General features: G+C 67.9%; 18 protein-coding genes and 1 other RNA gene. 13 read left to right on the forward strand and 6 right to left on the reverse strand.

Translation table 11 applies throughout. The features are described from left to right. Positions 1-205: 205 nt before the first annotated feature. Complete coding sequence (locus tag EAD89_RS08660; protein ID WP_121655974.1) at positions 206-877, reverse strand: bifunctional DNA primase/polymerase; 672 nt, start codon at positions 875-877, stop codon at positions 206-208. A 248-nt stretch (positions 878-1,125) separates the two neighbouring features. Here EAD89_RS08660 and EAD89_RS08665 point away from each other — a divergent pair, with 248 nt between their 5' ends. From EAD89_RS08665 to mctP, 7 genes are all read left to right on the forward strand, one after another. Further along, on the forward strand, positions 1,126-2,355 hold the full coding sequence (locus tag EAD89_RS08665; protein WP_121655973.1) for a helix-turn-helix domain-containing protein: 1,230 nt from the start codon (positions 1,126-1,128) through the stop codon (positions 2,353-2,355). 16 nt (positions 2,356-2,371) lie between these two features. Continuing rightward, on the forward strand, positions 2,372-2,944 hold the full coding sequence (locus tag EAD89_RS08670; protein ID WP_121655972.1) for a flavoprotein: 573 nt from the start codon (positions 2,372-2,374) through the stop codon (positions 2,942-2,944). A gap of 129 nt (positions 2,945-3,073) precedes the next feature. Then, positions 3,074-3,910 (forward strand): Nif3-like dinuclear metal center hexameric protein, encoded by an 837-nt coding sequence (locus EAD89_RS08675; RefSeq protein ID WP_199723502.1) that lies wholly within the window; start codon positions 3,074-3,076, stop codon positions 3,908-3,910. Continuing rightward, positions 3,900-4,637 carry a zinc ribbon domain-containing protein gene (locus EAD89_RS08680; protein WP_121675381.1) on the forward strand — a complete coding sequence of 246 codons (738 nt, stop codon included), beginning with the start codon at positions 3,900-3,902 and terminating at the stop codon, positions 4,635-4,637. Before EAD89_RS08675 ends, EAD89_RS08680 begins: the two co-directional genes overlap by 11 nt. Positions 4,638-4,640: 3 nt before the next feature. Further along, entirely contained in the window at positions 4,641-5,798 is a 1,158-nt protein-coding gene (locus tag EAD89_RS08685) for a bifunctional RNase H/acid phosphatase (RefSeq protein WP_121655969.1), read from the forward strand. Positions 5,799-5,963: 165 nt separating this feature from the next. Beyond that, positions 5,964-6,206 carry a DUF3311 domain-containing protein gene (locus EAD89_RS08690; RefSeq protein ID WP_074313313.1) on the forward strand — a complete coding sequence of 81 codons (243 nt, stop codon included), beginning with the start codon at positions 5,964-5,966 and terminating at the stop codon, positions 6,204-6,206. Next, positions 6,206-7,855: a monocarboxylate uptake permease MctP gene (gene mctP, locus EAD89_RS08695; RefSeq protein WP_121655968.1), complete on the forward strand. Its 1,650-nt coding sequence runs from the start codon at positions 6,206-6,208 to the stop codon at positions 7,853-7,855. The genes EAD89_RS08690 and mctP overlap by 1 nt, the downstream gene beginning before the upstream one ends. A 91-nt stretch (positions 7,856-7,946) precedes the next feature. On the opposite strand, the gene EAD89_RS08700 is transcribed toward mctP, so the two are convergent. Beyond that, positions 7,947-8,405 (reverse strand): MarR family winged helix-turn-helix transcriptional regulator, encoded by a 459-nt coding sequence (locus EAD89_RS08700; protein WP_121675382.1) that lies wholly within the window; start codon positions 8,403-8,405, stop codon positions 7,947-7,949. Positions 8,406-8,459: 54 nt separating this feature from the next. Between EAD89_RS08700 and EAD89_RS08705 the strand changes: the two genes are divergently transcribed. After that, a complete protein-coding gene (locus tag EAD89_RS08705; protein WP_121675383.1) occupies positions 8,460-9,692 on the forward strand; it encodes an MFS transporter in 1,233 nt (410 codons plus the stop codon). A gap of 26 nt (positions 9,693-9,718) precedes the next feature. Here EAD89_RS08705 and EAD89_RS08710 read toward each other — a convergent pair whose 3' ends face one another. Next, complete coding sequence (locus EAD89_RS08710; protein WP_121655965.1) at positions 9,719-10,480, reverse strand: sulfite exporter TauE/SafE family protein; 762 nt, start codon at positions 10,478-10,480, stop codon at positions 9,719-9,721. Positions 10,481-10,630: 150 nt separating this feature from the next. Here EAD89_RS08710 and rnpB point away from each other — a divergent pair. The 3 genes from rnpB to EAD89_RS08725 all read left to right on the forward strand — a co-directional run bounded on the left by rnpB (position 10,631) and on the right by EAD89_RS08725 (position 16,845). Beyond that, positions 10,631-11,046, forward strand: an RNA gene (rnpB, locus tag EAD89_RS08715) — RNase P RNA component class A. Between the two features lie 469 nt (positions 11,047-11,515). Further along, entirely contained in the window at positions 11,516-11,812 is a 297-nt protein-coding gene (locus EAD89_RS08720; RefSeq protein ID WP_147458780.1) for a hypothetical protein, read from the forward strand. Continuing rightward, positions 11,809-16,845 carry a caspase family protein gene (locus EAD89_RS08725; RefSeq protein WP_121675385.1) on the forward strand — a complete coding sequence of 1,679 codons (5,037 nt, stop codon included), beginning with the start codon at positions 11,809-11,811 and terminating at the stop codon, positions 16,843-16,845. Before EAD89_RS08720 ends, EAD89_RS08725 begins: the two co-directional genes overlap by 4 nt. Before the next feature lie 686 nt (positions 16,846-17,531). Here EAD89_RS08725 and EAD89_RS08730 read toward each other — a convergent pair. Together EAD89_RS08730 and EAD89_RS08735 are read right to left on the reverse strand one after the other, a co-directional pair. Beyond that, positions 17,532-17,723: a DUF397 domain-containing protein gene (locus tag EAD89_RS08730; protein WP_121675386.1), complete on the reverse strand. Its 192-nt coding sequence runs from the start codon at positions 17,721-17,723 to the stop codon at positions 17,532-17,534. Further along, entirely contained in the window at positions 17,710-18,516 is an 807-nt protein-coding gene (locus tag EAD89_RS08735; protein WP_121675387.1) for a helix-turn-helix transcriptional regulator, read from the reverse strand. Before EAD89_RS08735 ends, EAD89_RS08730 begins: the two co-directional genes overlap by 14 nt. A gap of 273 nt (positions 18,517-18,789) precedes the next feature. On the opposite strand from EAD89_RS08735, the gene EAD89_RS08740 reads away from it, so the two are divergent. Together EAD89_RS08740 and EAD89_RS08745 are read left to right on the forward strand one after the other, a co-directional pair. Continuing rightward, positions 18,790-19,056, forward strand: coding sequence for a hypothetical protein (locus tag EAD89_RS08740; protein ID WP_121675390.1), 267 nt, complete (start codon positions 18,790-18,792; stop codon positions 19,054-19,056). Then, the gene (locus EAD89_RS08745; protein ID WP_121675388.1) at positions 19,053-19,328 is read left to right on the forward strand and encodes a hypothetical protein; all 276 of its coding nucleotides are present in this window, start codon (positions 19,053-19,055) and stop codon (positions 19,326-19,328) included. The genes EAD89_RS08740 and EAD89_RS08745 overlap by 4 nt, the downstream gene beginning before the upstream one ends. Positions 19,329-19,405: 77 nt before the next feature. Here the strand turns inward: EAD89_RS08745 and EAD89_RS08750 are convergent, their stop codons facing one another. After that, positions 19,406-22,201 carry a TIM-barrel domain-containing protein gene (locus tag EAD89_RS08750; RefSeq protein WP_121675389.1) on the reverse strand — a complete coding sequence of 932 codons (2,796 nt, stop codon included), beginning with the start codon at positions 22,199-22,201 and terminating at the stop codon, positions 19,406-19,408. Positions 22,202-22,514 lie beyond the last annotated feature (313 nt).

Below are 22,514 nucleotides of genomic sequence, written 5' to 3' on the forward strand. Positions count from 1 at the left end.
GGCGGGTGCCGGCCCAGCGGTGCCGCGGGTGGCTGCGCCGGGGCGGTTCGGTGCCGCCGGGATGAGATGCTCTGTCGTCCGTGGACATCATTCCCCCGCTCGTGGCGCGTGTTCGCGCCGTCCCCTTGTCAACGAGGACCGGCGCCTCGGCGTCGCTGTCGACGACCGGATGGAATCGGCCGTCGGGGCCGTGCGGCGGGCCGGTTCACATGCCCCGCCGGGGCAGCGGCAGGTGGCCGGGGAGCAGGTCGGGGGTGAGTGTCACCCCGGTGGCGCGCAGCGCCTCGATCAACGTGTTCTGCACCAGGTAGGAATCGGGGAGCTGCCAGCGGGCCTGCTCCGGCGCGACCGCCCAGCGGACCGTGCCCTCGGGCAGTCGGGTGGGCGGCGCCGGGATCCACGAGCCCGGCCCGTGCCGGACCACGTGGAAGCAGTGCTCCAGCTCCGGCCGGAGCGGATCGCCGGGGCGGACGAGGAACATCCAGCGCCCGGTGGGGGTGACCAGCACCGGCCCGCGTACGCCGGTGCCGGCCGGGTGGGTCTGCACCGCGCCGAGCACCTGCCGGCCGAGGTGGGCCGGCACCTCCAGCACGTCGAAGGCGCGACCGGTGGGCAGCAGCACGCCGTGCGGGCGGCTCCGCCACCAGGTGGCCACCCGGGCCGGGTCGGCGCTGGCCGCCAGCTCCCAGTTCTCCAGCGCCGGGTGGCAGCCCACGGTGGGACAGCCGGCACGGCCGCAGACGAACCGGCTGCGAGCGAGGCAGGCCCCCGGCGTCACCTCCCACCCGTGCGCGGCGTACCGCACGGCGACCCGGCGCAACCGGACCCGTTCCAATGGCGACAGTTCGGCGACGCGCGGTCCGACGTTCCCCCACATGTGTGCCATCTCCCCTCATCGGGCCCGGCGAACGCCAGGTCGCATGTCGAGCACCGTCACTGCCGTAACCCACGATCGTTGAGGTTGACGAACGGCTCGTGCAACTTGCACGAAAAGTACGAGGACTGGCTGTACGGCTGACGCACAGGCTGTGCGACCAGCGAAAACCTGAAGATGAACGGGAATCGCCGCACCCGCGGACATCGTCCCGGCCCGATGGCCGGGGCGGCAGGGGGAGGGATGGGGAGATGGACGAGCTACCCATAGGGCGGCGAGTGGCCTACTGGCGGGGGCGACGCAAGATGTCGCAGCAGGTCTTCGCGGACCGGTTGGGCAAGTCGAAGAGCTGGGTGGACAAGGTCGAGCGTGGCGTCCGTCGGTTGGACAAGTTCTCGGTCCTCTACGAGATCGCCGACATCCTCCAGGTGGACGTGCAGCTGCTGATGGGCAAGGACCCGGAGCGGCGGACGGACGCGCTGAACTGCATCGACCAGGTCGAGGTGCAGGAGATCAGGGCGGCGCTGGAGCGGTACGACTCGATGAGCGCGTACTTCGACGCCGCGCCGTACCCGCCCCCGCTCGACGACATGCGCAAGGCCGTCAACCACGCCTGGCTCACCTACCAGTACGGCCGCTACGGGATGCTCACCCGGGCGCTGCCCAAGCTGCTGCGCGACGCCCAGGCGGCCGACGCCGGCTACGGCGGCGAGCAGGCCCCGGAGGCGGCGCACCTGCTCGGGCAGGTCTACCAGATCGCCTCCTCGGTGCTGCGCAAGCTCGGCGAGTGCGAGCTGGCCTGGCTGGCCGCGGACCGCTCGATGGCGGTGGCCCAGCGGGCCGACGACCCGCTGCTGGCCGGCATCGCCACCACCCGGGTGTGCAACGCGCTGGTCGCGATGGGCCGCGCCCGTCCGGCGCTGGAGCTGAACGTCACCATCGCCAACCGGCTCGCACCCGGTGGCGGCAACGACGCCTCCCCGGACCGGCTCTCCGTCTACGGGATGCTGCTGCTCCAGGGCGCGATGGCCGCCTCCCGGATCGGTGACTCGGCCACCGTCGACGACCTCATCAACGGCGCCGAGGAGGCGGCCACGCTGCTGGGCGGCGACCACAACCACTACTGGACCTCGTTCGGCCCGACCAACGTGGAGCTGCACCGGGCCGCGGCCGCGGTGGAGCTGGGCGACGGCGGGCGGGCGGTGGAGGTGCACCAGCTGCGCATCGTGGAGCCCTCCTTCAACGCGCTGCTGCCCGAGCGGCGGGCGCACCACCTGCTCGACATCGCCCGCGGTTTCGCTCAGGTCGGCGACGTGGCGAACGCCGGCGAGATGCTGCTGCGCGGCGACCGGCTCGCCCCGTCGGAGATCCGCTGCCGGCCCATCGCGCACGAGGTGATGTCCGACATCCTGCGTCGCACACGTGGTGCGCCGCCTTCTCCGGTAGCGGAGTTGGCTGAGCACATGGGAGTAGGGGTATGAGCGCGGAGCCGGTGTGATGGCCGGTGCGCAGCGCAGCAGCGGGCACCGCGAGGTGCTCTACATCATCGCCTGCGGTTCGCCGCTGGCCCGGCACGTCGGCCGCCTGGTCGACCTGGCCCAGCAGGACGGCTGGGAGGTCTGCGTGGTCACCACGCCGGACGGCGCCAAGTTCGTCGACAGGTCCGCCCTGATCCGGCAGACCGGCCACCCGGTGCGGACGCACTACAAGAACCCCGGTGACCCGGACGTGCTGCCGCCGGCCGACGCCATGATCGTCTGCCCGGCCACGGTGAACACGGTCAACAAGTGGGCGGCCGGGATCGCCGACACCCTCGCGCTCGGCCTGCTGGTCGAGGCGCAGGGCAAGGGCGTCCCGATCGTGGCGGTGCCGTACACCAACGCCGCGATGGCCGCCCACCCGGCGTTCCGGGCCGGCGTGGCCCGGCTGGCCGAATGGGGCATCACGGTGCTCTTCGGTGATCACGTGGTCGCCCTGCACCCACCCGGAACGGGCGAGCAGCACCTGCACGCGTTCCCCTGGCAGATGCCGCTGGACGCGCTGCTCGCCGGCTCCCGCCGCGCCGCCTGACCGCCGAGGAGCTCTCCGGCCCGGTCGCCCGGTCGGCGCGGCCGGGCCGGGCGTCGCCGCCCGGCGGCCCGCGCGACGGTAAGCTGGCCCGCCGTGAGCGTATGCGGATCCACCCCCACGGTGACCGACGTGGTGGCCGAGCTGGAACGGCGCTACCCGCCGGTCTGGGCGGAGGAGTGGGACCGGGTGGGTCTGGTGCTCGGCGAGCCGACCGCCCCGGTCCACCGGGTGCTCTGCGTGGTCGACGTGGTGCCCGAGACGGTCGCCGAGGCGCTGGCCGCCGGCGTGGACATGATCGTCGCGCACCACCCGCTCCTGCTGCGCGGGGTCTCCTCGGTCGCCCCGACGACGTTCAAGGGGCGGATCGTCCATCAACTGATCCGGGCCGGGGTGGCGCTCTACGTGGCGCACACCAACGCCGACGTGGCCTCCCCGGGCGTGTCCGATGCCCTCGCCGCCCGGTTCGGGCTGACCGGGCTGCGCCCGCTGCACCGGCCCGCGCCCGGCTCACCCGCGTACGGCGACGACCGGGGTATCGGCCGGATCGGCGAGTTGCCCCGCCCGATGACCCTCGCCGAGCTGACCCGGCACGCCGCCGCGGTGCTCCCCGTCACGTCGTGGGGAGTTCGCGCCGCGGGGGATCCCGGGCGTATGGTTCGTACCCTCGCCGTCAGCGGCGGGTCGGGGGACAGCTTCCTCGGCGCCGCGACCGCTGCCGGGGTGGACGCGTTCCTCACCGCCGACCTGCGGCACCACCCGGCCGGCGAGCACCTCGCCGCCGATGGTCCCGCCCTGATCGACGCCGCCCACTGGGCGACGGAACGACCGTGGCTGGACGACCTGGCCGCCCTCCTGCGGGAGGCGCCGGGCGTCGAGACGCTGGTGTCCGACCTGGACACCGACCCGTGGACCGTACACGCCGCCGCACCCGTTGTGGACGACAAGGAGCCCGACCGTGAAGGCTGACCCCCAGGTGCAGCGCCGCCTGCTCGACCTCCAGGCGATCGACACCAACCTCGCCCAGCTCGCCCACCGCCGGCGTTCGCTGCCGGAGCGGGCCGAGCTGGAGGCGCTGGCCCGGGAGCTGTCGTCGCTGGAGGACGACCGGGTTCGCGCGCAGGTGGCGGTCGACGACCTGGACCGGGACATCGCCCGGCTGGAGAAGGACGTCGACCAGGTCCGGGCCCGCAAGGAGAAGGACCAGAACCGGCTGGCCGCCGGCACCGGCCCGGCCCGGGAGCTGGAGGCGCTCCAGCACGAGCTGGTTTCGCTGAACCGGCGCCAGGGCGACCTGGAGGACGCCGAGCTGGAGCTGATGGAGCAGCGGGAGACCGCGCAGGGCGTACTGGACGGCGTGGAGCAGCGGCTGGCCGAGACCCGGGACAAGCGGGCCGCCACCGAGCAGCGCCGGGACGAGGCGCTGGCCGAGATCGCCAAGGAGGAGGAGTTCAAGCGGGGGGCCCGCCAGCCCCTCGCCGCCGACCTCCCGAGCGAGCTGGTCACCCTCTACGACAAGATCCGCCAGGACACCGGGCTGGGCGCCGCGCTGCTCACCGCGGGCCGCTGCGGCGGCTGCCGGTTGGAGCTCTCCGGCGCCGACCTGGCCCGGATCCGCAAGGCCGCCCCGGACGACGTGGTCCGCTGCGAGGACTGCCGGCGGATCATGGTCCGCACCAACGAGTCGGGCCTGTAGATCGTGGCGCCGCGCGTGGTCGTCGTCGAGGCCGACGGCGGGTCCCGAGGCAACCCGGGCCCGGCCGGCTACGGCGCGGTGGTGCGCGACCCGGAGACCGGCGAGGTGCTCGCCGAGCGCTCCGAGTCGATCGGTACGGCGACCAACAACGTCGCCGAGTACCAGGGGCTGATCGCCGGGTTGACGGCCGCCGCCGAGCTGGGCGTCGCCGAGGTGGACGTCCGGATGGACTCCAAGCTGGTCGTCGAGCAGATGTGCGGCCGCTGGCAGATCAAGCACCCCGGCCTGCGACCGCTCGCCGCCAAGGCGGCCGGGCTGGTGGGCCGGTTCGCGGCGGTCCGGTTCGCCTGGATCCCGCGCGAGCAGAACCGGCACGCCGACGCGCTGGCCAACGCCGCCATGGACGCCGCCGCCGGCCGGCCCGCTCCGGCGACCACCGCCGCCGCGATGGACGCCACTGCCGGCCGGCCCGCGGCGACGACCGCCGGCAGCGACCCGGCGACCGCGCCGGCCTCCTGGGAGCCGCGACCGAGCTTCACCGCCACCCGGCTGATCCTGGTCCGGCACGGCGAGACCGCGTACACCGAGCAGCGGCGCTACTCCGGCCGGGGCGACGTGCCGCTCTCCGAGCGCGGTCGGGCCCAGGTCCGGGCCACCGCCACCCGGGTGGCCGCGCTGGCCCCGTCCGTCGCGGCCGTGCTCAGCTCACCGCTGTCCCGGTGTACGCAGACCGCGGCGGCGATCGCCCGGGCCATCGGTGACGTGCCGGTGCGCACCGAGGACGACCTGATCGAGTGCGACTTCGGGGACTGGGAGGGGCGCACCTTCGCCGAGGTGCGCGCGCAGTGGCCGGGGGAGATGGACGCCTGGCTCGCCTCACCCCGGATCGCCCCGCCGGGCGGTGAGTCGTTCACCCAGGTGGCCGAGCGCTGCCACCGGGTGGTCACCGGGCTGCTTTCGGCGTACCCCGGGGAGACCGTGGTGGTCGTCTCGCACGTCTCGCCGATCAAGCTGGTGCTGCGGGACGCGCTCGCGGCCAGCGACGGCTTCCTGCACCGGCTCTTCCTGGACGCGGCCGGCATCTCGGTGCTCGACATGTGGCCCGACGGTGGTGTCGCGGTGCGCACGGTCAACGACACCGCCCACCTCTCCGCCGGCTGAGCCGGCCGGACCTCCTCGCCGCGTCCGGCCGACCGGTCGTGCCGTTCGGCGCATGCCGTCGGCCGCTCGGCGCAGCACCCTCCGCGCAGCGCGCGTGACAGCGGTCACAGAGTCGTAGCCTCCGGCCGTTACATCGCGAGCCACGACTTCCCGGAGGTGTGTCACATGGCTGCACCGGAACCGGAGGCGCCGACCACGGCGCCGTCCAGGGCGAAGGATCACAGCCCCTGGAACTGGTTGCTTTTCATTCCCATCGTGGTGCCGCTGATCCCGGCCTTCTTCAACGGAGACTCGCCCCGGATCTTCGGTTTCCCGCGCTACTACTGGCTGCAACTGGCCTGGATCCTGCTCGGTGTGGCCACCACGACGCTGGTCTACCAGATGACGAAGAAGCGGGGTGAGCGCTGATGTGGCGTGACCATCTCACCGAGATCATCGTCTTCTCCCTGCTCTTTCTGCTGGTCAGCGCGATGGGCTTCGTGGCCGCCCGCTGGCGCGCCCCGAAGGACATGGCCCACCTCGACGAGTGGGGGCTGGGCGGGCGCAGCTTCGGCGGCTGGATCACCTGGTTCCTGGTCGGCGGTGACCTCTACACCGCGTACACCTTCGTGGCGGTGCCGGCGCTGATGTTCGGAGCCGGCGCGGCCGGGTTCTTCGCCGTGCCGTACACCATCGTGATCTATCCGATGGTCTTCCTGGTGCTGGTCCGGCTCTGGTCGGTGTCGCACCGGCACGGGTTCGTCACGCCGGCCGACTTCGTCCGTAAGCGCTTCGACTCGCCGGTGCTGGCGCTGCTGATCGCGATCACCGGCATCGTCGCCACCATGCCGTACATCGCGTTGCAGCTGGTCGGCATCGAGGCGGTGCTCAAGACGATGGGGGTGACCGGCGACAACGCGCTGGCCCGGCACCTGCCGATCATCATCGCGTTCGCGATCCTGGCCGCCTACACCTACCAGTCGGGGCTGCGCGCGCCGGCGCTGATCGCGTTCGTCAAGGACAGCCTGATCTACATCGTAATCCTGGTGGCGGTCATCTACCTGCCGTACAAGCTGGGCGGCTGGGGTGACATCTTCGCCGCCGCGGACGCGAAGTTCGACGCCTCGCCCAACCCGAACGACGGGATCCTGCTCAACGGCAACAACCAGCTCCAGTACGTCACGCTGGCGTTCGGGTCGGCGCTGGCGCTCTTCCTCTACCCGCACAGCATCACCGGTGTGCTGGCCAGCAGGAACCGCGACGTGATCAAGCGGAACATGTCCGCGCTGCCGGCGTACAGCCTGCTGCTCGGGTTGATCGCGCTGCTCGGTTACATGGCCATCGCGGCCGGCGTGAAGCCGCTGCCCGGGGCGAAGGAGGGCACGGTCGACAGCAACACGGTCGTGCCGTTGCTCTTCGACCAGCAGTTCCCGGACTGGTTCGCGGGCGTGGCGTACGCGGCGATCGGCATCGGCGCGCTGGTGCCGGCGGCGATCATGTCGATCGCGGCGGCGAACCTGTTCACCCGCAACATCTACAAGGAGTACCTGAAGCGGGACGCCAGCCCGGCGCAGGAGGCGAACGTCTCGAAGATCACCTCGCTGGTGGTGAAGGTCGGCGCGGTGGCCTGCATCGTGTTCCTCGACCCGCAGTTCTCCATCGACCTCCAGCTGATCGGCGGCGTGATCATCCTCCAGACGCTGCCGGCGGTGGCGCTGGGTCTCTACACCCGCTGGTTCCACCGCACCGGGCTCATCGTCGGCTGGGTGGCCGGCATGGGGCTGGGCATGTGGATGCTCTACCAGGTGGCCAGCCCCACCCGGAAGCACTTCGGTGGCTCGGCGTTCCCGCTGTCGGAGTTCGGGTTCGACACCCCGAAGACGATCTACGTGGGCATCGTGGCGGTGCTGGTGAACCTGGCGGTCGCGGCGCTGGTGACGCTGGCGCTGCGCGCCGGCAAGGTGGACGAGGGGGTCGACGGCACCACGCCGGACGACTACTTCGCCGACGAGGGCGACCCGCGGGTCACCCCGGGCGCCGAGCGCGACGCCGACTCCGCCCGCGAGCCGGTCGCCTGACGTCCGTCCTCGGCCGTCCTCGGCAGGAAGGGCCCCCTGGTGACGCCAGGGGGCCCTTTCTCTGCTGTGGCGTGCGGCGTGCGGAGGTGGCTCAGCGGGGGCGGTTGCGGGATATCAGGGCCTCGTTGAGGCGGCGCAGCAACTCGGCGAGGGTGTCCCGGTCCTCGGCGGGCCAGTCGGCCAGCATGTCGCCGTAGAGGCGCGTGCGAGCGGCCCGCACCGCGTTCATTCGTTGCAGGCCGGCTGCGGTGGGGGAGATGACCGTGCCCCGGCCGTCGGACGGGTCCGGGGTGCGCGTGATCAGGCCGTCGCGCTGGAGCGCGGACACCTGCCGGGTTACGGTCGAGCCGTCCAGGTTGAGCCGGGCGGCCAGCGCGGAGACGTTCTGCGGACCGGCGTCGTCCAGATGACGCAGGATCACGTACGCCGCCCGGTCGAGCACCCGGTGCTCGGCGGTGCCGGTGGCCCGTCGGGTCGCCTCGCCGAAACGCATCAGCAGGGCCACCTCGGTCTCGATCCGGCCGAGGGTGATCTCGTGGTCGTCGGTCATAGCTGTATGATACAAGATAAGTACCTGTAATATACAGCTAATTGGGGAGTCGGAGTGGATCGGCGTTCCGAACCGAACCGCAGTGCCATCTACGCCACCACGCTGGTGGCCTTCCTCGCGATCGCCGGCATAGCCGTCGTCGACCCGATCCTGCCGGCCATCGGCGACGCGATCGGGGTCACCGCCTGGCAGGTCGAGCTGCTGTTCACCGCGTACATCGCGGTCATGGCCCTCGGCATGATCCCGGCGACCCTGGCCAGCGGCCGGTTCGGCTTCAAGCCGGTGCTGATCACCGGGGTCTCCGTGGTCGGCCTGGCCGCGATCCTCGCCTCGTTCAGCGACAACATCGTGCAGCTGTCCGTGCTGCGCGGCGTCTGGGGGCTGGGCAACGCGATGTTCTTTGCCACCGCCATGGTGGTGCTGGTCAACCTCGCCGTCGACCGCGAATGGGTGGTCGGCCTCTTCGAGACCGCCCTCGGTCTCGGCTTCGCCGTCGGCCCGCTGATCGGCGGCCTGCTCGGCGAGGTCAGTTGGCGACTGCCGTTCTTCGTCTGCGGCGTGTTCATGGTCCTGGCGCTCGGCGTGGCCGCCCGCAAGCTACGCGAGCCCACCAACCGGCAGGCGCCCGTACGCGTCGGTCAGATCTTCGCCACCTACCGCCGTCCCGCATTCATCGCGCTCTGCGTGGTGACCGGCACGTACAACTTCGTCTTCTTCGTGGTGCTCGGCTACACACCGCTCTTCCTGGGCCTGGACGTCATCCCGCTGGGGCTGGCGTTCACCGGCTGGGGCCTCGGCCTGGCCACCGGCATCCTGGTGATCGGCCACCGGCTGGCCCACCGGATCGGCGCGGTGCAGACCGTCGGCGTGGCCATCGCCGGGCTGCTGGTCTGCATGGTCCTCTTCGCCACCTCCACCAGCACCACCGAGGCGCTCGTGGTGCTGGTGCTCGCCGGGCTCTGCATGGGGTTGGCCAACGCCAACCTCACCGACCTGGCGCTCGGCCTCGGCTCCAGCGACCGCCGGGTGGCCACCGGCGCGTTCAACCTGGTCCGCTGGGGCGCCGCCGCGCCCGCGCCGATCATCTCCGGCAAGCTCGCCGAGCACTCGCTGTCGATGCCGTTCTGGGTCGGCTTCGGGGTGCTCGCCGTCGGCGTGCTGGTCTACCTGGCCTTCGCGCACGTGATGGCCGCCGGCTACGGCGAGCGGGTGCTCTGGTCCCGGTGGAACCGGGCCGCCGCCGCCACCGAGCACGCCCCGGAGGAGCCGGTCGGCGAGGCGTACTGACCGCGCCGTCCCCGTCGCCGCCGGTGTCAGCTCAGGGCGCGCCAGAGCAGGTAGAGCCCGATCACCGTGCCGAACACCACGATGATCGTCTTGAGCAGCACCGGCGGCAGCCGGCGGACCAGTCGGGCGCCGACGTACCCACCGATCAGGGTGGCCGGGGCGACCACCGCGACGGCGGCCCAGTTCACCGGCCCGAACAGGGAGAACACCACCAGCGTCGTGAACCCCACCACCGCGGACAGCAGATTCTTGATCGCGCTCACCCGGGCCAGCGTCGCGTCCAGCACCAGCGCCAGCCCGGCGACCAGCATCACGCCCAGCGCGGCGCCGAAGTATCCGCCGTACACCGCGCCGAGCGCGACCATCGTCTGGACCGCGACCGTCCGCTGGCGCGGCGACAGGTCCCGGGGATGGCCGACCAGCCGGCGCAGCGGATCCTGGAAGGCGAGCACGGCGGTCGCGCCGAGCACCAGGAACGGTACGACCAACTCGAACGCGCGGGCCGGCGTGGCCAGCAACAGCAGCGCACCGAGGATGGTGCCGACGATCGTGGTGGGCACCAACGTGGCCAGCGCACGTCCGCGCGGAAGATCCGCACGGCTGCCCGCCACGCTGGACAGGTACCCGGGGAAAACGGCGACGGAGTTGCTGACGTTCGCCGGCACCGGGGGCAACCCCACCGCGATCATCGCCGGGAAGGTGATCAGCGAACCGCCGCCGGCCACCGCGTTGACCGTGCCAGCGGCGAGACCGGCGGCGAGCAGCAGCGCGGCGTGGGAGAGATCCATAGCCCCACGAGGCTAGACCCCGCGCGGTTGGGCGGGCACGCCGGACTCCCCGCCCGGCGACCGCCGTGACCGCCCTGAGCTGCGCGATCTTGACCAGGCGGGGTGGCAATACCAGCGGGTCGGCCGTCGTTAGGATGAGAGCGCGACGGACGAGTCGACCGGGCGGCCGCGTCGGCGGGCTTCGGCCCGCCGCCGAGGAACGTCCGGACTCCACAGGGCAGGGTGGTTGTTAACGGCAACCCGGGGTGACCCGCGGGACAGTGCCACAGAAAACAGACCGCCGACCCCAACGGGGACGGTAAGGGTGAAACGGTGGGGTAAGAGCCCACCAGCACCCCGGGTGACCGGGGTGGCTCGGTAAACCCCACCCGGAGCAAGGCCAAGCAAGGGCCGTCACCGCAAGATGACGACCCGGCGCAGACGCTTGAGGGCTGCCCGCCCGATGTCTGCGGGTAGGCCGCTGGAGCCTGCCGGCAACGGCAGGCCGAGATGGATGGCCGCCGCCGGCGCACATCCTTCGGGGTACGCGCCGCGCACAGAATCCGGCGTACAGGTCGACTCGTCCGTCGCCCACCAGCTCAGCGACCTGATGACGGCGCTGAGCTGGTTGTTCTTTAGGTGCCGGTGGTTGACCTTGGTCATCGTTGAGGGACTTCGAAGGCCTCGCCACGGCCTGGGACGGCGACTTTTTGCTGACAGGGTCTGTGTATCGCGTACGTAGGGGGCATGATCGGCTGCATGCAAGGCCGATCAGTATCGGCAGACGGCGGAGGAAGGCGAACGCTGACTGTCCGTGAGCAAGATCGCCGGCGACGCGTCCCAGCGCCTGACGGACCACCCACACGGCAGGATCGGCATGCCCAATTTGCGGATAGGAGGTTATCTGCGCACCGACTAGGGTGTCCACATTGCTGAGAGCTGACCGGCCAAGCATGTAGCTACTACTGGCAGTCGAGCGATCAGCCGACCAATCCCGGCGAGGAGGACGCGATGCGGCCAGACAATGCTGACGTTGTGCGAGACACTGTCACGTTCGTGGTTGCGTTGGACGATGCGCAGGAGGGCCGGCCGGCAGACAAGGGAATCTTTGGTCGCGGCGGTGACCAGCTGTCGGTCCGAGAAGTTCCTCTCCAAGCCTTGCGCAATAACATCACGGAGACGGTACGGCAGCTTCGAGAGCTGTTCGTCGACGTCATCACGGATGTTGAGAGCCTGCCTCTCCGAGAAGTTCAGGTGGGGTTCGAAGTCACCGCCACCGGAAAGATTGCCCTCGTTGGAACGTCAGTTGAGACAAGTGGCAAGGGGGCCATCACCCTGACCTTCGGGCGGTGAGCGGGACTATGCAGTTCCATGCCCTCCTCATCGGCGTGCCGTCCTACCAGGACGCCTTGATTTCCGATCTGCCGTTTATCCGGAGCGACCTCAGGGAGCTGGACGTTGCTCTCCAAGGCGTCGGATACCACACAACGGTTCACGATCCGAATTCCACGGACGCTCAGAGTATCGACTCAGCGGTGGAGATTTTCCTGGCAGATGCGCCCGAAGCTGCGACCGTGCTGATTTTCCTTAGCGGGCATGGCATTCATAACGACGGCATGGATTACTTGGTGCCCGCCGGAGCCCTGACCCGGTCATATAATTTCCCAGACCGATGCGTACCAATCAACTTCGACGGATACATCGAGCGCAGCCGTGCCGGCAATGTGATCGTGGCGGTCGACGCCTGCCGCGAAGGAATCCACGTCAAGGAAAAGGGCGTGTACAACGCGGTCGCCTGGACCAACCGCAAGATCAACGTCGTAGCTGGACGCACCATTGCCTATGTCTACGCATGCTCCCCGGGGGAAAATGCGCGGTACGTGGGAGATGGCAGCGGTGAGTTCAGTCTATTTTCGCGAGCATTTAGCCAGGTTGTTGCCGCACCTACTGGCCCGTGCACGCTGGCCGATCTGGCCAAGGCCGCCCAGCAGATCCTGGACAAGCTGACGACGGATCACGACTGCCCACGGCAGAATGTCCGGGTAATTGGAGACGGCGTAGACCGTCTCCAAGTGCTCGATCGTCCACCTGCAACTGCAGCGCTCTCGGTCTTTGAACACCCGTGGGTTATAGCCGCCGAGTCGCATCCGGCTTGGGAGAAGATTGCAGACAATCGGCACGGGCCTAGCAAGCTGCGCGAGCGTACAATTCAACTCGTCGCACACCTGGCAGCTAGTTATGATGCGGACGGCAGGGCGGACGTCGGTGATATTGATCCCTGGCAAGATTCCCATCTCGCCGTGCGGATGACGGCCCGCATCCGGTGGTTCCTAGCGCACGTTTTGAACCCCGACAAGCTGACGTTGTCGGCAGCCGAGGCCGCGTATCTCGTATTAATACCATTCATACACGCCGCACTCTGGTCCAGAAATGTCGTCCGTATTGCAGCCGTCGTCCGGCCAGGATCTCTGGCGCAAGATGACGGCCCGGACCTTTCCGCAAGGTTCGAAAACTTTGCGGAAACCTATAGCAGGCTCATGCGTCGCGCCCGTCAGCTAGCACGGAAGGGGGACGGCGTGGGGGTCAACGCCATTCGGTGGTGGATTTTCCACCGCTGGCTGGCGCGGAACCCGTCATGCTACGACGATGAACTAGTGCGAAACCTTGTTTCGCCCGTTTACGAGTGGGAGCGGGCAGACGGCGAGCGGTTTCTAACCGAGGTTCTCACTCCGCAGAACGTCGCAACCACCTTGCGGTCGGTCCGGGCCGACATGGCATCCCTGACGATCGGTGCCGATGAGGCCGGCCCGGTGCGCCTTCGTCACATCGTAAGCGCCACGGAGTTTGAACAGCCACTGCGGGAGCAGATGGTCTCTTGTTTGTCTGCGGCGGCATACCGCTTCGCGATCGATCCCACCATGCTGCCCGAGGTTGTGGTGGACCACATTGGTGTCACGTACGAAGTTCAGGTTAGCGAGGTGGTCGAGGCCATCAGGTCAACTACCTGGGAGGGCCGGGGCAGAACTCGGATCCTGTCCGCCCAGTGCCCACACGCCGCCCTCGACGTTGCTCTCAGGGAGATCGTCCTCGCAGTAGATGATCTGCTGGCCAAGTTCGACCTGACTTCGGAAACCGACGCGTTGCTCGCCCCCTTGGCCGATATGCCAACTCACGCCGCAGCCGACGGGGTCCGGTCAGAGGTCAGAGAGGGACGCCGGCGGTACGACTCGACAGGTTTGCGGTTCCACCTAGCAGACGACCGCATCCAGGAGTTGCTGATGGGTGAGCAGCTCTACGGTGATCCCGCCCTCGCGATCCGGGAGCTTTACCAGAACGCATTAGACGCGTGCCGTTACAAAGAAGCACGGATTCGGCATTTGAAGGCGAGCGGAGCAAGCGCGCCCGGGTGGAACGGTCGAATTTCAGCCGTTCAAGGTGTCGATGATCGCGGACGGCGGTACATTGAGTGTGCCGACAACGGCATCGGTATGGGAATGCGCGAGTTGGCAGAGGTTTTCTCCCATGCCGGCTTCCGTTTCGCGGACCTGCCGGAATACATCGAGGAGCAGGCTGAGTGGAAGCGGTACGGCATTGAACTCTTCCCGAACAGCCGCTTCGGCATTGGGGTACTGAGTTACTTCATGCTAGCCGACGATATTTCGGTCACCACGGCTCGGATGCACCGAGATGGGCACCTCGGCAAAAAACTCCTGGTCCAGATAGCGGGTCCCGGGTCACTCTTTCAGATTCAGGATCTGGGGCCAGCGGAAGATTCCGGCACCTCGGTACGATTGTATCTAAAAGAGGGCCTCACCATCTCAGTCCTCAATATGTTGGGGCGCGTACTGTGGCTCGCGGATTATGCGGTCGAGGCACGCAACGACGAGGAGCGGCTTATATGGGAGCCCGGTCTGCTATCAAAGGAAGGGTTAGCGAGAGTCAATCGTCAGACTGAGTCATCAGCACTTGGGGACAAGGTGCCTGTTCCTGCATTTTGTCCTTCCTCATCGCAGGCAGTGTGGTGGTGTCAGGGCGTAGGAGCGATCCTTGCGGATGGGCTTTGGGTAGGAACGCCAATTCACGGTGCCGTCGTAAACCTAACAGGTCGATTTGCCCCGAGTCTCACAGTTGACCGAAAAGAGATTCTCGCTTACTCGCATGATGACGTATCCACGATGCTCCACGCCGAATTGGACTCGCTAGTTGGCTCCGCCCCTGACACCTTCTCCCATTCCTGGTTGAGGACCTTGGTGAGGTCAAACCCAGGCCTTGCAGATGCGGCCTTCCGGAGAGCTCTGGACCGAGGTGTGTCGAGTTGGCATCTGGAGGGGCGGCAAGCTGACTTGCAACGACTGGGAGTCTTCCCACCGGACACTAGCCTCTTGTCGCTCCTTCGACAAGGCGACAAATACAGTCGACGGCACTTGACCGAAGGTCTGCCCACTAAGTCGCTGCTTGAATGGCGCATTGCTGCCTGGCTAGCTGCCGGCCTCTTTCCAGGATTCGGCTCTCCTGGCCGAAACCTTCCTGTCGCCGTCCCTTCTGATGTCTATCTTTTCTCCGACTTCATCGGCGGCGTAGACCCCCGAGGCATTGACCTTAGCGAGCAAATTGAGTACGAGTATCACCTCGGCAGTCGTCAGGCCTGGCTTGGGGCAGATCAGATCGTCTCGCCGGGGCACATCATTTCCGTATCCCTCGTAACAGGCAGAAGTCCGGCCGAACTCGCTCGGCGCCTCATGGCTGTTGGATATTCGGTTCCTCCCATTGAGGTATTGCCGGAGAACCCAACTGAGGCCGACGTTGACCTGCTCCGCACGGATGGACGGCAATGGCTACATCCCGAGGTGCCTGCTCCCATAGGGTTCGTCCTCGCTAAAGCGCAGCAGTTCGATCTGCCATCACAAGAAATTGCCGAAAAGCTTGCTGTTTTCGGATTCGAGGTAGAGCAACCGCTTCCGGTCAGTTGGTCACCGGAGGACCTAACAATTATCAGTGATGATCTGGACGGACGTTACCCGTACCTGAGCAATGCCGATCCAGTGCCCTATCACCACGTCTTGCTTGCGACTGATCGCCTTGGATTGAGCGCTACAGAAGTGATCGACAAACTGAACTCCTTGGGATTCGACACTTCGCTTGTCAACTTCATGAGGGATCGCCACTATGATGGACACGATCTGGTTCTCGCTTCGAGGAATTCTGATGGAGAACCACCGTGGCTTCAGCAGGGATCTAATGTCGGACTAGCTCGCATCTTGAACGGAGCTACGACTGGGGTTGAGCCATTTTCTGTATCAGAGAGATACCGTAATCTTGGCTTTGACGTGCCGAGGATTCAAAACATCAGGGGGGGCGACCACGAGGAGCTCATTGCTCTACTCGGGGGGCGAACCTACGCGGACGCTGTCGACATCTCCGGCCCGGTTCCAAATATATGCATGATCCGGGCTGCTTACGATGAGCGACTGCCCGTCGGCGTAGTTCGGGATAGACTACTGGAATTGGGCTTCCAGGTCCCCTCCGATTTGATCGAAGAGGGCCATCCGAGGGATTCCCTTGTTAAGCTCCTGAAGGTTCCGGGCGGCGAGTGGCTGGACCTCGCCGAACCGGTCCCCCCACAATACATTCTTCGGCTGATGGCAGAACTCCGACTGACCAAGTCAGATGCCAAGTCCTGGGTGCAGCGAGTGGGACTTGATCCTGGAGCGCCCCCCTGGCCTGAGCAGCTATCAGAACAATCCGCGCGGATCGTCGTATCTCTCCTTAGTCGCCCCGGGCACGCAGGCTACCCGGCCCTTATTGGAAGCCAGGGCCGGCCGGTTGGGCCTCTCGAAGTATGTTACGCCGCCTTGCAATGCGGCGAGTCCATTGGTAAGGTCCACGATGAACTCGGAGCGCTCGGTCTTGCGGCATTGTGCGTTCTTCCTGACGACCTTAAACCGAGCGCCGACGATCTAGATTTCTTGCGCGTCATCGGCGGCGCGAAGGGCAAGAAAGTCATTTCGGCCGCAAATATCGTCATTGCTACCCACTCCCTCCGGAAGTCCGTCGGCGAGGTGATCGAGTCCGCTCGACGATTGGGCTTCCAGCCGCCTGTTGGTGTCGAAATTCCCGAGCGGCTAAGCTCCGACGTCATCAAGATCCTGAGTAGGGATCTTGATGGCGACCTACCTTGGGTTCGCGGTGACGAGCCAATCGGAATGGGTCATCTCTTCGGTTGTGTGGCCGCAACAGGCTGGGAATTGTGCCGGATCGTCGACACCCTAGCGGCACTTGGGATGGCACTCCCTGAGCTAATAACGACTAGCAGAAGTTCCTATGAGCGCTCCGCCGGTTTACAGGACGAGGGGCGACGCATGCGGCTGTCGGCCGGTGACGAATGACACTCCGAAAACGACGTGGCATGTGGTCAGACGAGGTCATGGTGGGGATGCGGCGCGCGTACCCCCGGGCAGGACCATGGCTTGCCGACAACGCCGGCCCGAGGGGTCGCAGAGGCGGCGGGTCAAGGCGGTTGGTGGTTCGGCGCGTAGCGACCCGGAGCCCTTGACCTGGAAGGGCTTCCCAGCACCCTAACCGCCGCATCCCCACCACGGCCGGCGAATGAATCGCCTTGTGGCGCGGTGCGACGGCCTCCGCGCCCCGGCCGGCCCACTACTCTCCGTCCAGCTACTAGTCCTTCTCCGGCGGGCGAGCCTGCATACTGTGACTCGAACACCTGTACGGTGCGGGTGTGGGGGACGTGGCGAGGCGTTGATGGAACGGGATCTGGGCGCTTGGGCTGCCGGGAGGTTGGCTAAGCCATTGGTGATCAACCAGTCACAGCCCGAACCCACCACGTCACTCGCGAAGACGATCTCGGTGGAAAGCAACAGCTTTCGCCACTGCGACCTCGTCAATGGATCCCCGCAGTCCAGTGCCTCTTGCAGCCTGGGTCCTCGCCGTGGTGAAGGTTCACCCGGTCCTAGGAGCCCATAGCCTGGCGAGATCATTTGGGTCACGCGACCCCAGCGCGTCGTGCCCGTCCCCCCCCGCACCGGGCGCGGCGCCTGGGCGCGTCCGGCGTCGGTTAGGGCCGCTCGGCGACCTGGGCGACGAACGTTGCCCAGGCTGCCGGGGCGAAGGTCAATGCCGGCCCTGCGGCGTCCTTCGAGTCGCGGACGGCCACGACACCGGGCAGGTTGCTTGCCACCTCGACGCAGTTCCCGCCGCTCGCGCCGCTGCGGGTGGACTTGCGCCACCGGGCGTTACTGAGGTCCATGATGGCTCTCAACTTCCTTCAGCAGGTCGATGGACTGCCGGCGTGGTAAAGCCTCGTTCCGGACGCTCTCCCACCTTGCTTGAAGCGTAGCTACATCATCGTCCTTGTCGATGACGTCCCCGCCAAGCTGGTTTTCGAGGTGGCCAACCCACACGCCCTCGCTGGAGCGAGCCAGGGCGAACGGTCCGGACAGCCCGATGTGCAGGCCGCTGGCGATCGGGATGACGTGGACGTGAACGTGCGGAAGTTCGGCCATCGCGACCAGGTGAGCCACCTGCTGGGCCATGATCCCGCCCAGACCATCACCCGTGCGCCGGATCGCGGCTTCGTCCAGCACGGCGACGAACTGCGGCCGGCGCTCGCCGGTCAGAATCGCCTGCCGGCTCATGCGCCCCTGCACGCGTTGCTCAACCTCGTCATCGGTGAGGCTTTCGACTGTCCGCAGGACGGTTCGGGCGTAGTGCTCCACCTGTAGAAGTCCGGGGATCAGGTTGGGCTCGAAGTAGCGAAGCTGTGTTGCTTCGCGCTCGGCGTCCAGCCAGGGCAGGAACCACGACGGTGCGCCGAACTTCGCCGCCAGGCGTTCGAAGAGTCCGCCGTTGTTCAATGCCCGGTCAGCGCCCTTGATGAAGTCGATCGTCAGCGCTCGCGTGCCGCTCTCTACGGCGCTGACATGTGAGGCACTGAAGCCCGCAGCGCGGCCGAATGACTCTTGCGTCATGCCGGAGGAGCCTCGTGCGCGGCGGATCTCGCCAACGATGAACGCCGATAACGGCCCTGGTACGTCAGCCATACAACGCCCCTCAACTCGAAGATCGACTACCCGAGGTGCCACACGTCGGGAGCCTGTCAGGCCAGGTCAACCCGGACATCGGTAGCACCTTCCGAGCGTAATGGCCTCCACAGCAGAGTGTCACCAGGCGGCGCGCCCGGCAGGCCCACGAGATCCGGCGGTCGCGTTCGTAGCGGGGCCGCTCCCGACGGGCGAGCACTCACGGGAGCGGCCCCTTCCCAACGGCACCAAGGGGAGACCGTGCCCGACGACAAACCCGAGAAGATCGGGAAGATGAAGGGTGGCGACATGGTCCACCTGACCGCCGCGGCGAGCGTGCAGTTCCTGCAACCGATCTTCGTGCGTGTCATCCGTGAGCTGCCCGAGCGGCACACGTACGACGGTTGGGTCTGGATTGAAGGCTACGAGCTGAACGCGGCAGGCGACGCGGTGGCGCGGCGCGAGTTGTACGTCATGCGCGCGGGCGTGCGGTTGCAAGCTCTGCCCGTCAAACCGATCAGGCCAGCCAAACGGCGGCGGGTTCCGGTGCGGGTCGGATGACCGCCCGCCCTCGCCCGCACCTGCCGATGCGCCCGGCGTGGCTGTGTCGCAACTGCGCCGCGCCCTGGCCGTGCGGCCCGGCGCAGCTCGCACTCGTGGCCGAGTTCTACGGTCATTCGATCGCGCTGGCGTTCTACCTGGCCGCGTCGATGCAGGAGGCGATCGACGACGTGTACGGCCTGGGGATGCGCCCGGACCTGCCCGCGATGCACGCCAGGTTCCTCGGCTGGTTGTCCCTGGCCCGCCGGCCTCGCCGGTCACATCGACTCTGAGTTGAGGGCGGCCAGCCAACGAACCGGCCGAGTGGGTTGCCCCACCCGGCCGGTGTCCGGATCCCTGCAAACAGGCTCTAGTGCTTCTTGAACACCGGCATGGTGTCCAGCGTGGTGGTGATGTTCTGCGTGGTGCCGCCCCGGTACGTCTTCCCGGTAAAGATGTCGGTCCAGCTGTTGCCCGGCGGGAACCACACCGACGTCGTGGCGGTGTTGCCGGGCGTCGTCACCGGTGCCACCAGGTAGTCCGGGCCGTAGAGGTACTCGGAACCGGCGGTGGCGTACGCGGCCTGCTCATTCGGGTACGCCAGGTACATCGACCGGACGATGGGCGTACCCGTGCGGGTGGCCTCCTTGGCGGCGGCGTAGGTGTACGGCAGCAGCTTCTCCCGCAGGTTCAGGAACTTCTTGGCCGACGCGTTCGCCGCCGGGCCGTACTGCCAGGGGAGCCGGTCGCTGTGGTTGGAGTGCAGCCGGTCGATCGGCTGGAACGTGCCGAACTGGACCCACCGGGCGTAGAGGTCGTCGGGCAGTTTGGTGCTGCCCGGTTCGTTGCCCGGCTCCTGGAGGCCGCCGGTGTGCCCGCCGATGTCGTGGCTGACCGCGGCCAGCCCGGTCGCGGCCGACTCGCCTGGCGTGTAGCCGACCTCCATCTGCAGAGTCTGCCAGTCGGAGGTGGTGTCGCCGGTGAAGTGCAGCGTGGTGCGCTTGTCGGCCCACGGGCCGGTCGACACCGGGGTCGGGCTGCCGTAGCCGCCGGCCTGCAACGAGCCGTACGCGCGGGAGAACGCGAAACCGGTCTTGTCGGCGTACTGCTGGTTGATCCAGGCGTCCGCGGTCACCCCGGCGAGCGACGACTTCGTGTTGTCGCAGCACCAGTCCAGCCACCACAGGTCCGGGCCCTTGCTGCCCTTCGGGAGCATCTCGTCGTGCAGCTGCATGTACGCCTTGAGCTGGTCCGGGTCGCCGAAGTCGAAGGCGTAGCAGTCGGGGCCGCCGTTGCAGCCGACGCGCTGGAGCTTGCCCTTCGCGGTGGCCTGCGCCTGCGCGAACTTCGGGTCCGAGCCGAGGATGCTCGGGTGGATGTTGATGCCGGTGTGCAGGCCCTGCTTCCTGGCCCAGTCGAAGAACGCCTTCGGATCGGGGATGCGGGTGGGGTCGATGCTCCAGCCGTTCCACTTATCCGGCGCCTTGATGTCGGTGTCGAGGACGAGCACGTCCAGCGGCACACCCTCGGCCTTGGCCCGGGCCACCAGGTTCTGGAACTCGGTCGCGGTGCGGTCGTAGTACTCGGAGTACCACACCCCGTACGCCCACTTGGGCAGAAGCTTCGTGGGCCCGGTCAGGGTTGACAGGTCCTTCAGAGCGCGGGTGAAGTCCTGCCCGTACGCGAAGACGTAGCCGTCCTGCTCGGCGGCGGGCCGGGGCTTGGTGTTGCTCAGGGCCGAGGCCGAGTCGTCGAGCAGGTACCAGCCGTCCTGGTAGAGCAGGCCCGGGGCGGTGAGTGCGGAACCGCTCACGCCGTCCAGGCCCCGGCGGTAGCCGCCGAGCGGTGCGTGTGGGGCGAGCAGCGGGGAGTCCTTGCTCGTGACGGCGACCGTGTCGACGTTGACGTTGCAGCTGGCGTCCGTGGGGCACCCCAGCATCACGGTGTTGGTGCCGCGGTTGAGGTGCACCGGGACGGAAACGGTGTTCCAGTAGTCCCACCCGCTGGTCGGTGGAAGGGTCGCCGTGACCGGCGCCGCCGTTCCCGCCGTGACCGACATGGTGCGCGCCTGGCTCGGCTGGGCGCCGGCCTGGCCGTTGGCGTACCGGATCTGCACCTGGTAGTCACCGGCAGAAGGAACATCCGTCACGGTGAGCGTGTCGGCCGACGTGGTGCTCTCCAGGCCGGCCAGGAATCCCGTACCGGAAGCGCCGTTGTGGTCGTTCGCGGGCCTCGCGCCGCCGGTCAGCGCGCCGGTCTCGGCCTCTCCCAGCGTGCCGAACCGCAGGGGCTGCGGCTCGGGCGTGGCCGGCGCCGGGAACGAGTCACCCGGGTTGACCACCGCGAGGCTGTCGACGTTCACGTTGCCGGAGTCGTTGGGACCTCGCACGACGCTGATCTCGTGCCGACCCGCGGTGAGGTCGACCGGCACGCTGGCCGTGCCCCAGGTGTCCCAGTTCGCGGTGGGCGGCAGCGTCAGCGTGCGGCCGGTGTCGCCGTCGACCTGAACCGTCAGGGTGCGGGCCACGTTCTGGCCGTCGCCGCCGGTGCTGTTGGCATAGCGGACGGTGAGCTGCTTCGTGCCGCCTTCTGGCGCGTCGAGCGCGAACGTGACCGAGTCGCCGGACGAGGCGAAACCGGCCGCGAAGCCGCGTCCGGTGAACCCCTGGTGGTCGGTGGCCACGCCGGGGCCGTTCAACTGCAGCGATTCGGCCTCGCAGAGCGCGCCGAACGCGCAGGCCGGGGCAGTGTGGCCGGCCCAGGGTCGGCCTTGCACGACCTGCTTGCCGGTCTTGAGCTGCACGGTGAGGTTGTCGGCGGTGAACGCGCCCGAGCCGACCCGGTAACGCAACGTCATCGCGCCGGTGTCGATGGTGAGCCAGCCGTGCTCGATGCGCTTCGTGAACCGCGTACGGGGGAAATCGTCGCGCCCGATGGCGTTGAACGTGGCGGCGTCGGTGAACCTGTCGTCCTGCTGGTACTCGGTGCGGATCAGGGTCGGGGACAGCACCTCGAAACGTGCGTCACCGGACCGTACGGCTTCGTCCTGCGCCTGGTGGTGGCTGGCCTGCGCCGGCCCGGACGGAGCGAGCGCCAGCCCCGTGATGAGAATGCCGGCTGCGGCGGCTGCTGTCGCGCGGCGGCGCTGTGAGTTCCGATAGAGCAAGGTGCGCTCCTCGTCTCATATGGAGGAAATGAGTCGATGACAACGCTGTCACTAGCCTGAAACGCATGTCAACGGACCTTGGAGGGTGTCGCTTCTCTCTTTCGTCAGCGGCCGTGCTCGTCCGGCAGGCGCCGCGGCCCTCGCCCTCGCCATCAACCCGGCCGAACGCTCCCTCCTGGCTCGGTCAGCAGCGGGGTCGGTCGAGTGGAGCGGCGCCGGCGAGCGCTTCGACTGTCGTCGTCGGTGCGAACGACTCGGCCGGGGTCGGTGAGGGCGGGGCGGCACTCACCGTGGGGCTCGGTGGGGCTGCGGG

This window comes from Micromonospora sp. BL4, from assembly GCF_003667505.1.
In the GTDB taxonomy this organism is placed as follows: domain Bacteria; phylum Actinomycetota; class Actinomycetes; order Mycobacteriales; family Micromonosporaceae; genus Micromonospora.

Excerpts from the sequence above, each read along its gene's own strand:
- EAD89_RS08660 (WP_121655974.1), bottom strand. The coding sequence starts at position 877 with ATGTGGGGGAACGTCGGACCGCGCGTCGCCGAACTGTCGCCATTGGAA.
- EAD89_RS08730 (WP_121675386.1), bottom strand. The coding sequence starts at position 17,723 with ATGGACCTCAGTAACGCCCGGTGGCGCAAGTCCACCCGCAGCGGCGCG.
- EAD89_RS08690 (WP_074313313.1), top strand. The coding sequence starts at position 5,964 with ATGGCTGCACCGGAACCGGAGGCGCCGACCACGGCGCCGTCCAGGGCG.
- EAD89_RS08740 (WP_121675390.1), top strand. The coding sequence starts at position 18,790 with ATGAAGGGTGGCGACATGGTCCACCTGACCGCCGCGGCGAGCGTGCAG.
- EAD89_RS08735 (WP_121675387.1), bottom strand. The coding sequence starts at position 18,516 with ATGGCTGACGTACCAGGGCCGTTATCGGCGTTCATCGTTGGCGAGATC.
- EAD89_RS08745 (WP_121675388.1), top strand. The coding sequence starts at position 19,053 with ATGACCGCCCGCCCTCGCCCGCACCTGCCGATGCGCCCGGCGTGGCTG.
- EAD89_RS08700 (WP_121675382.1), bottom strand. The coding sequence starts at position 8,405 with ATGACCGACGACCACGAGATCACCCTCGGCCGGATCGAGACCGAGGTG.
- EAD89_RS08710 (WP_121655965.1), bottom strand. The coding sequence starts at position 10,480 with ATGGATCTCTCCCACGCCGCGCTGCTGCTCGCCGCCGGTCTCGCCGCT.
- EAD89_RS08665 (WP_121655973.1), top strand. The coding sequence starts at position 1,126 with ATGGACGAGCTACCCATAGGGCGGCGAGTGGCCTACTGGCGGGGGCGA.
- EAD89_RS08670 (WP_121655972.1), top strand. The coding sequence starts at position 2,372 with ATGGCCGGTGCGCAGCGCAGCAGCGGGCACCGCGAGGTGCTCTACATC.
- mctP (WP_121655968.1), top strand. The coding sequence starts at position 6,206 with ATGTGGCGTGACCATCTCACCGAGATCATCGTCTTCTCCCTGCTCTTT.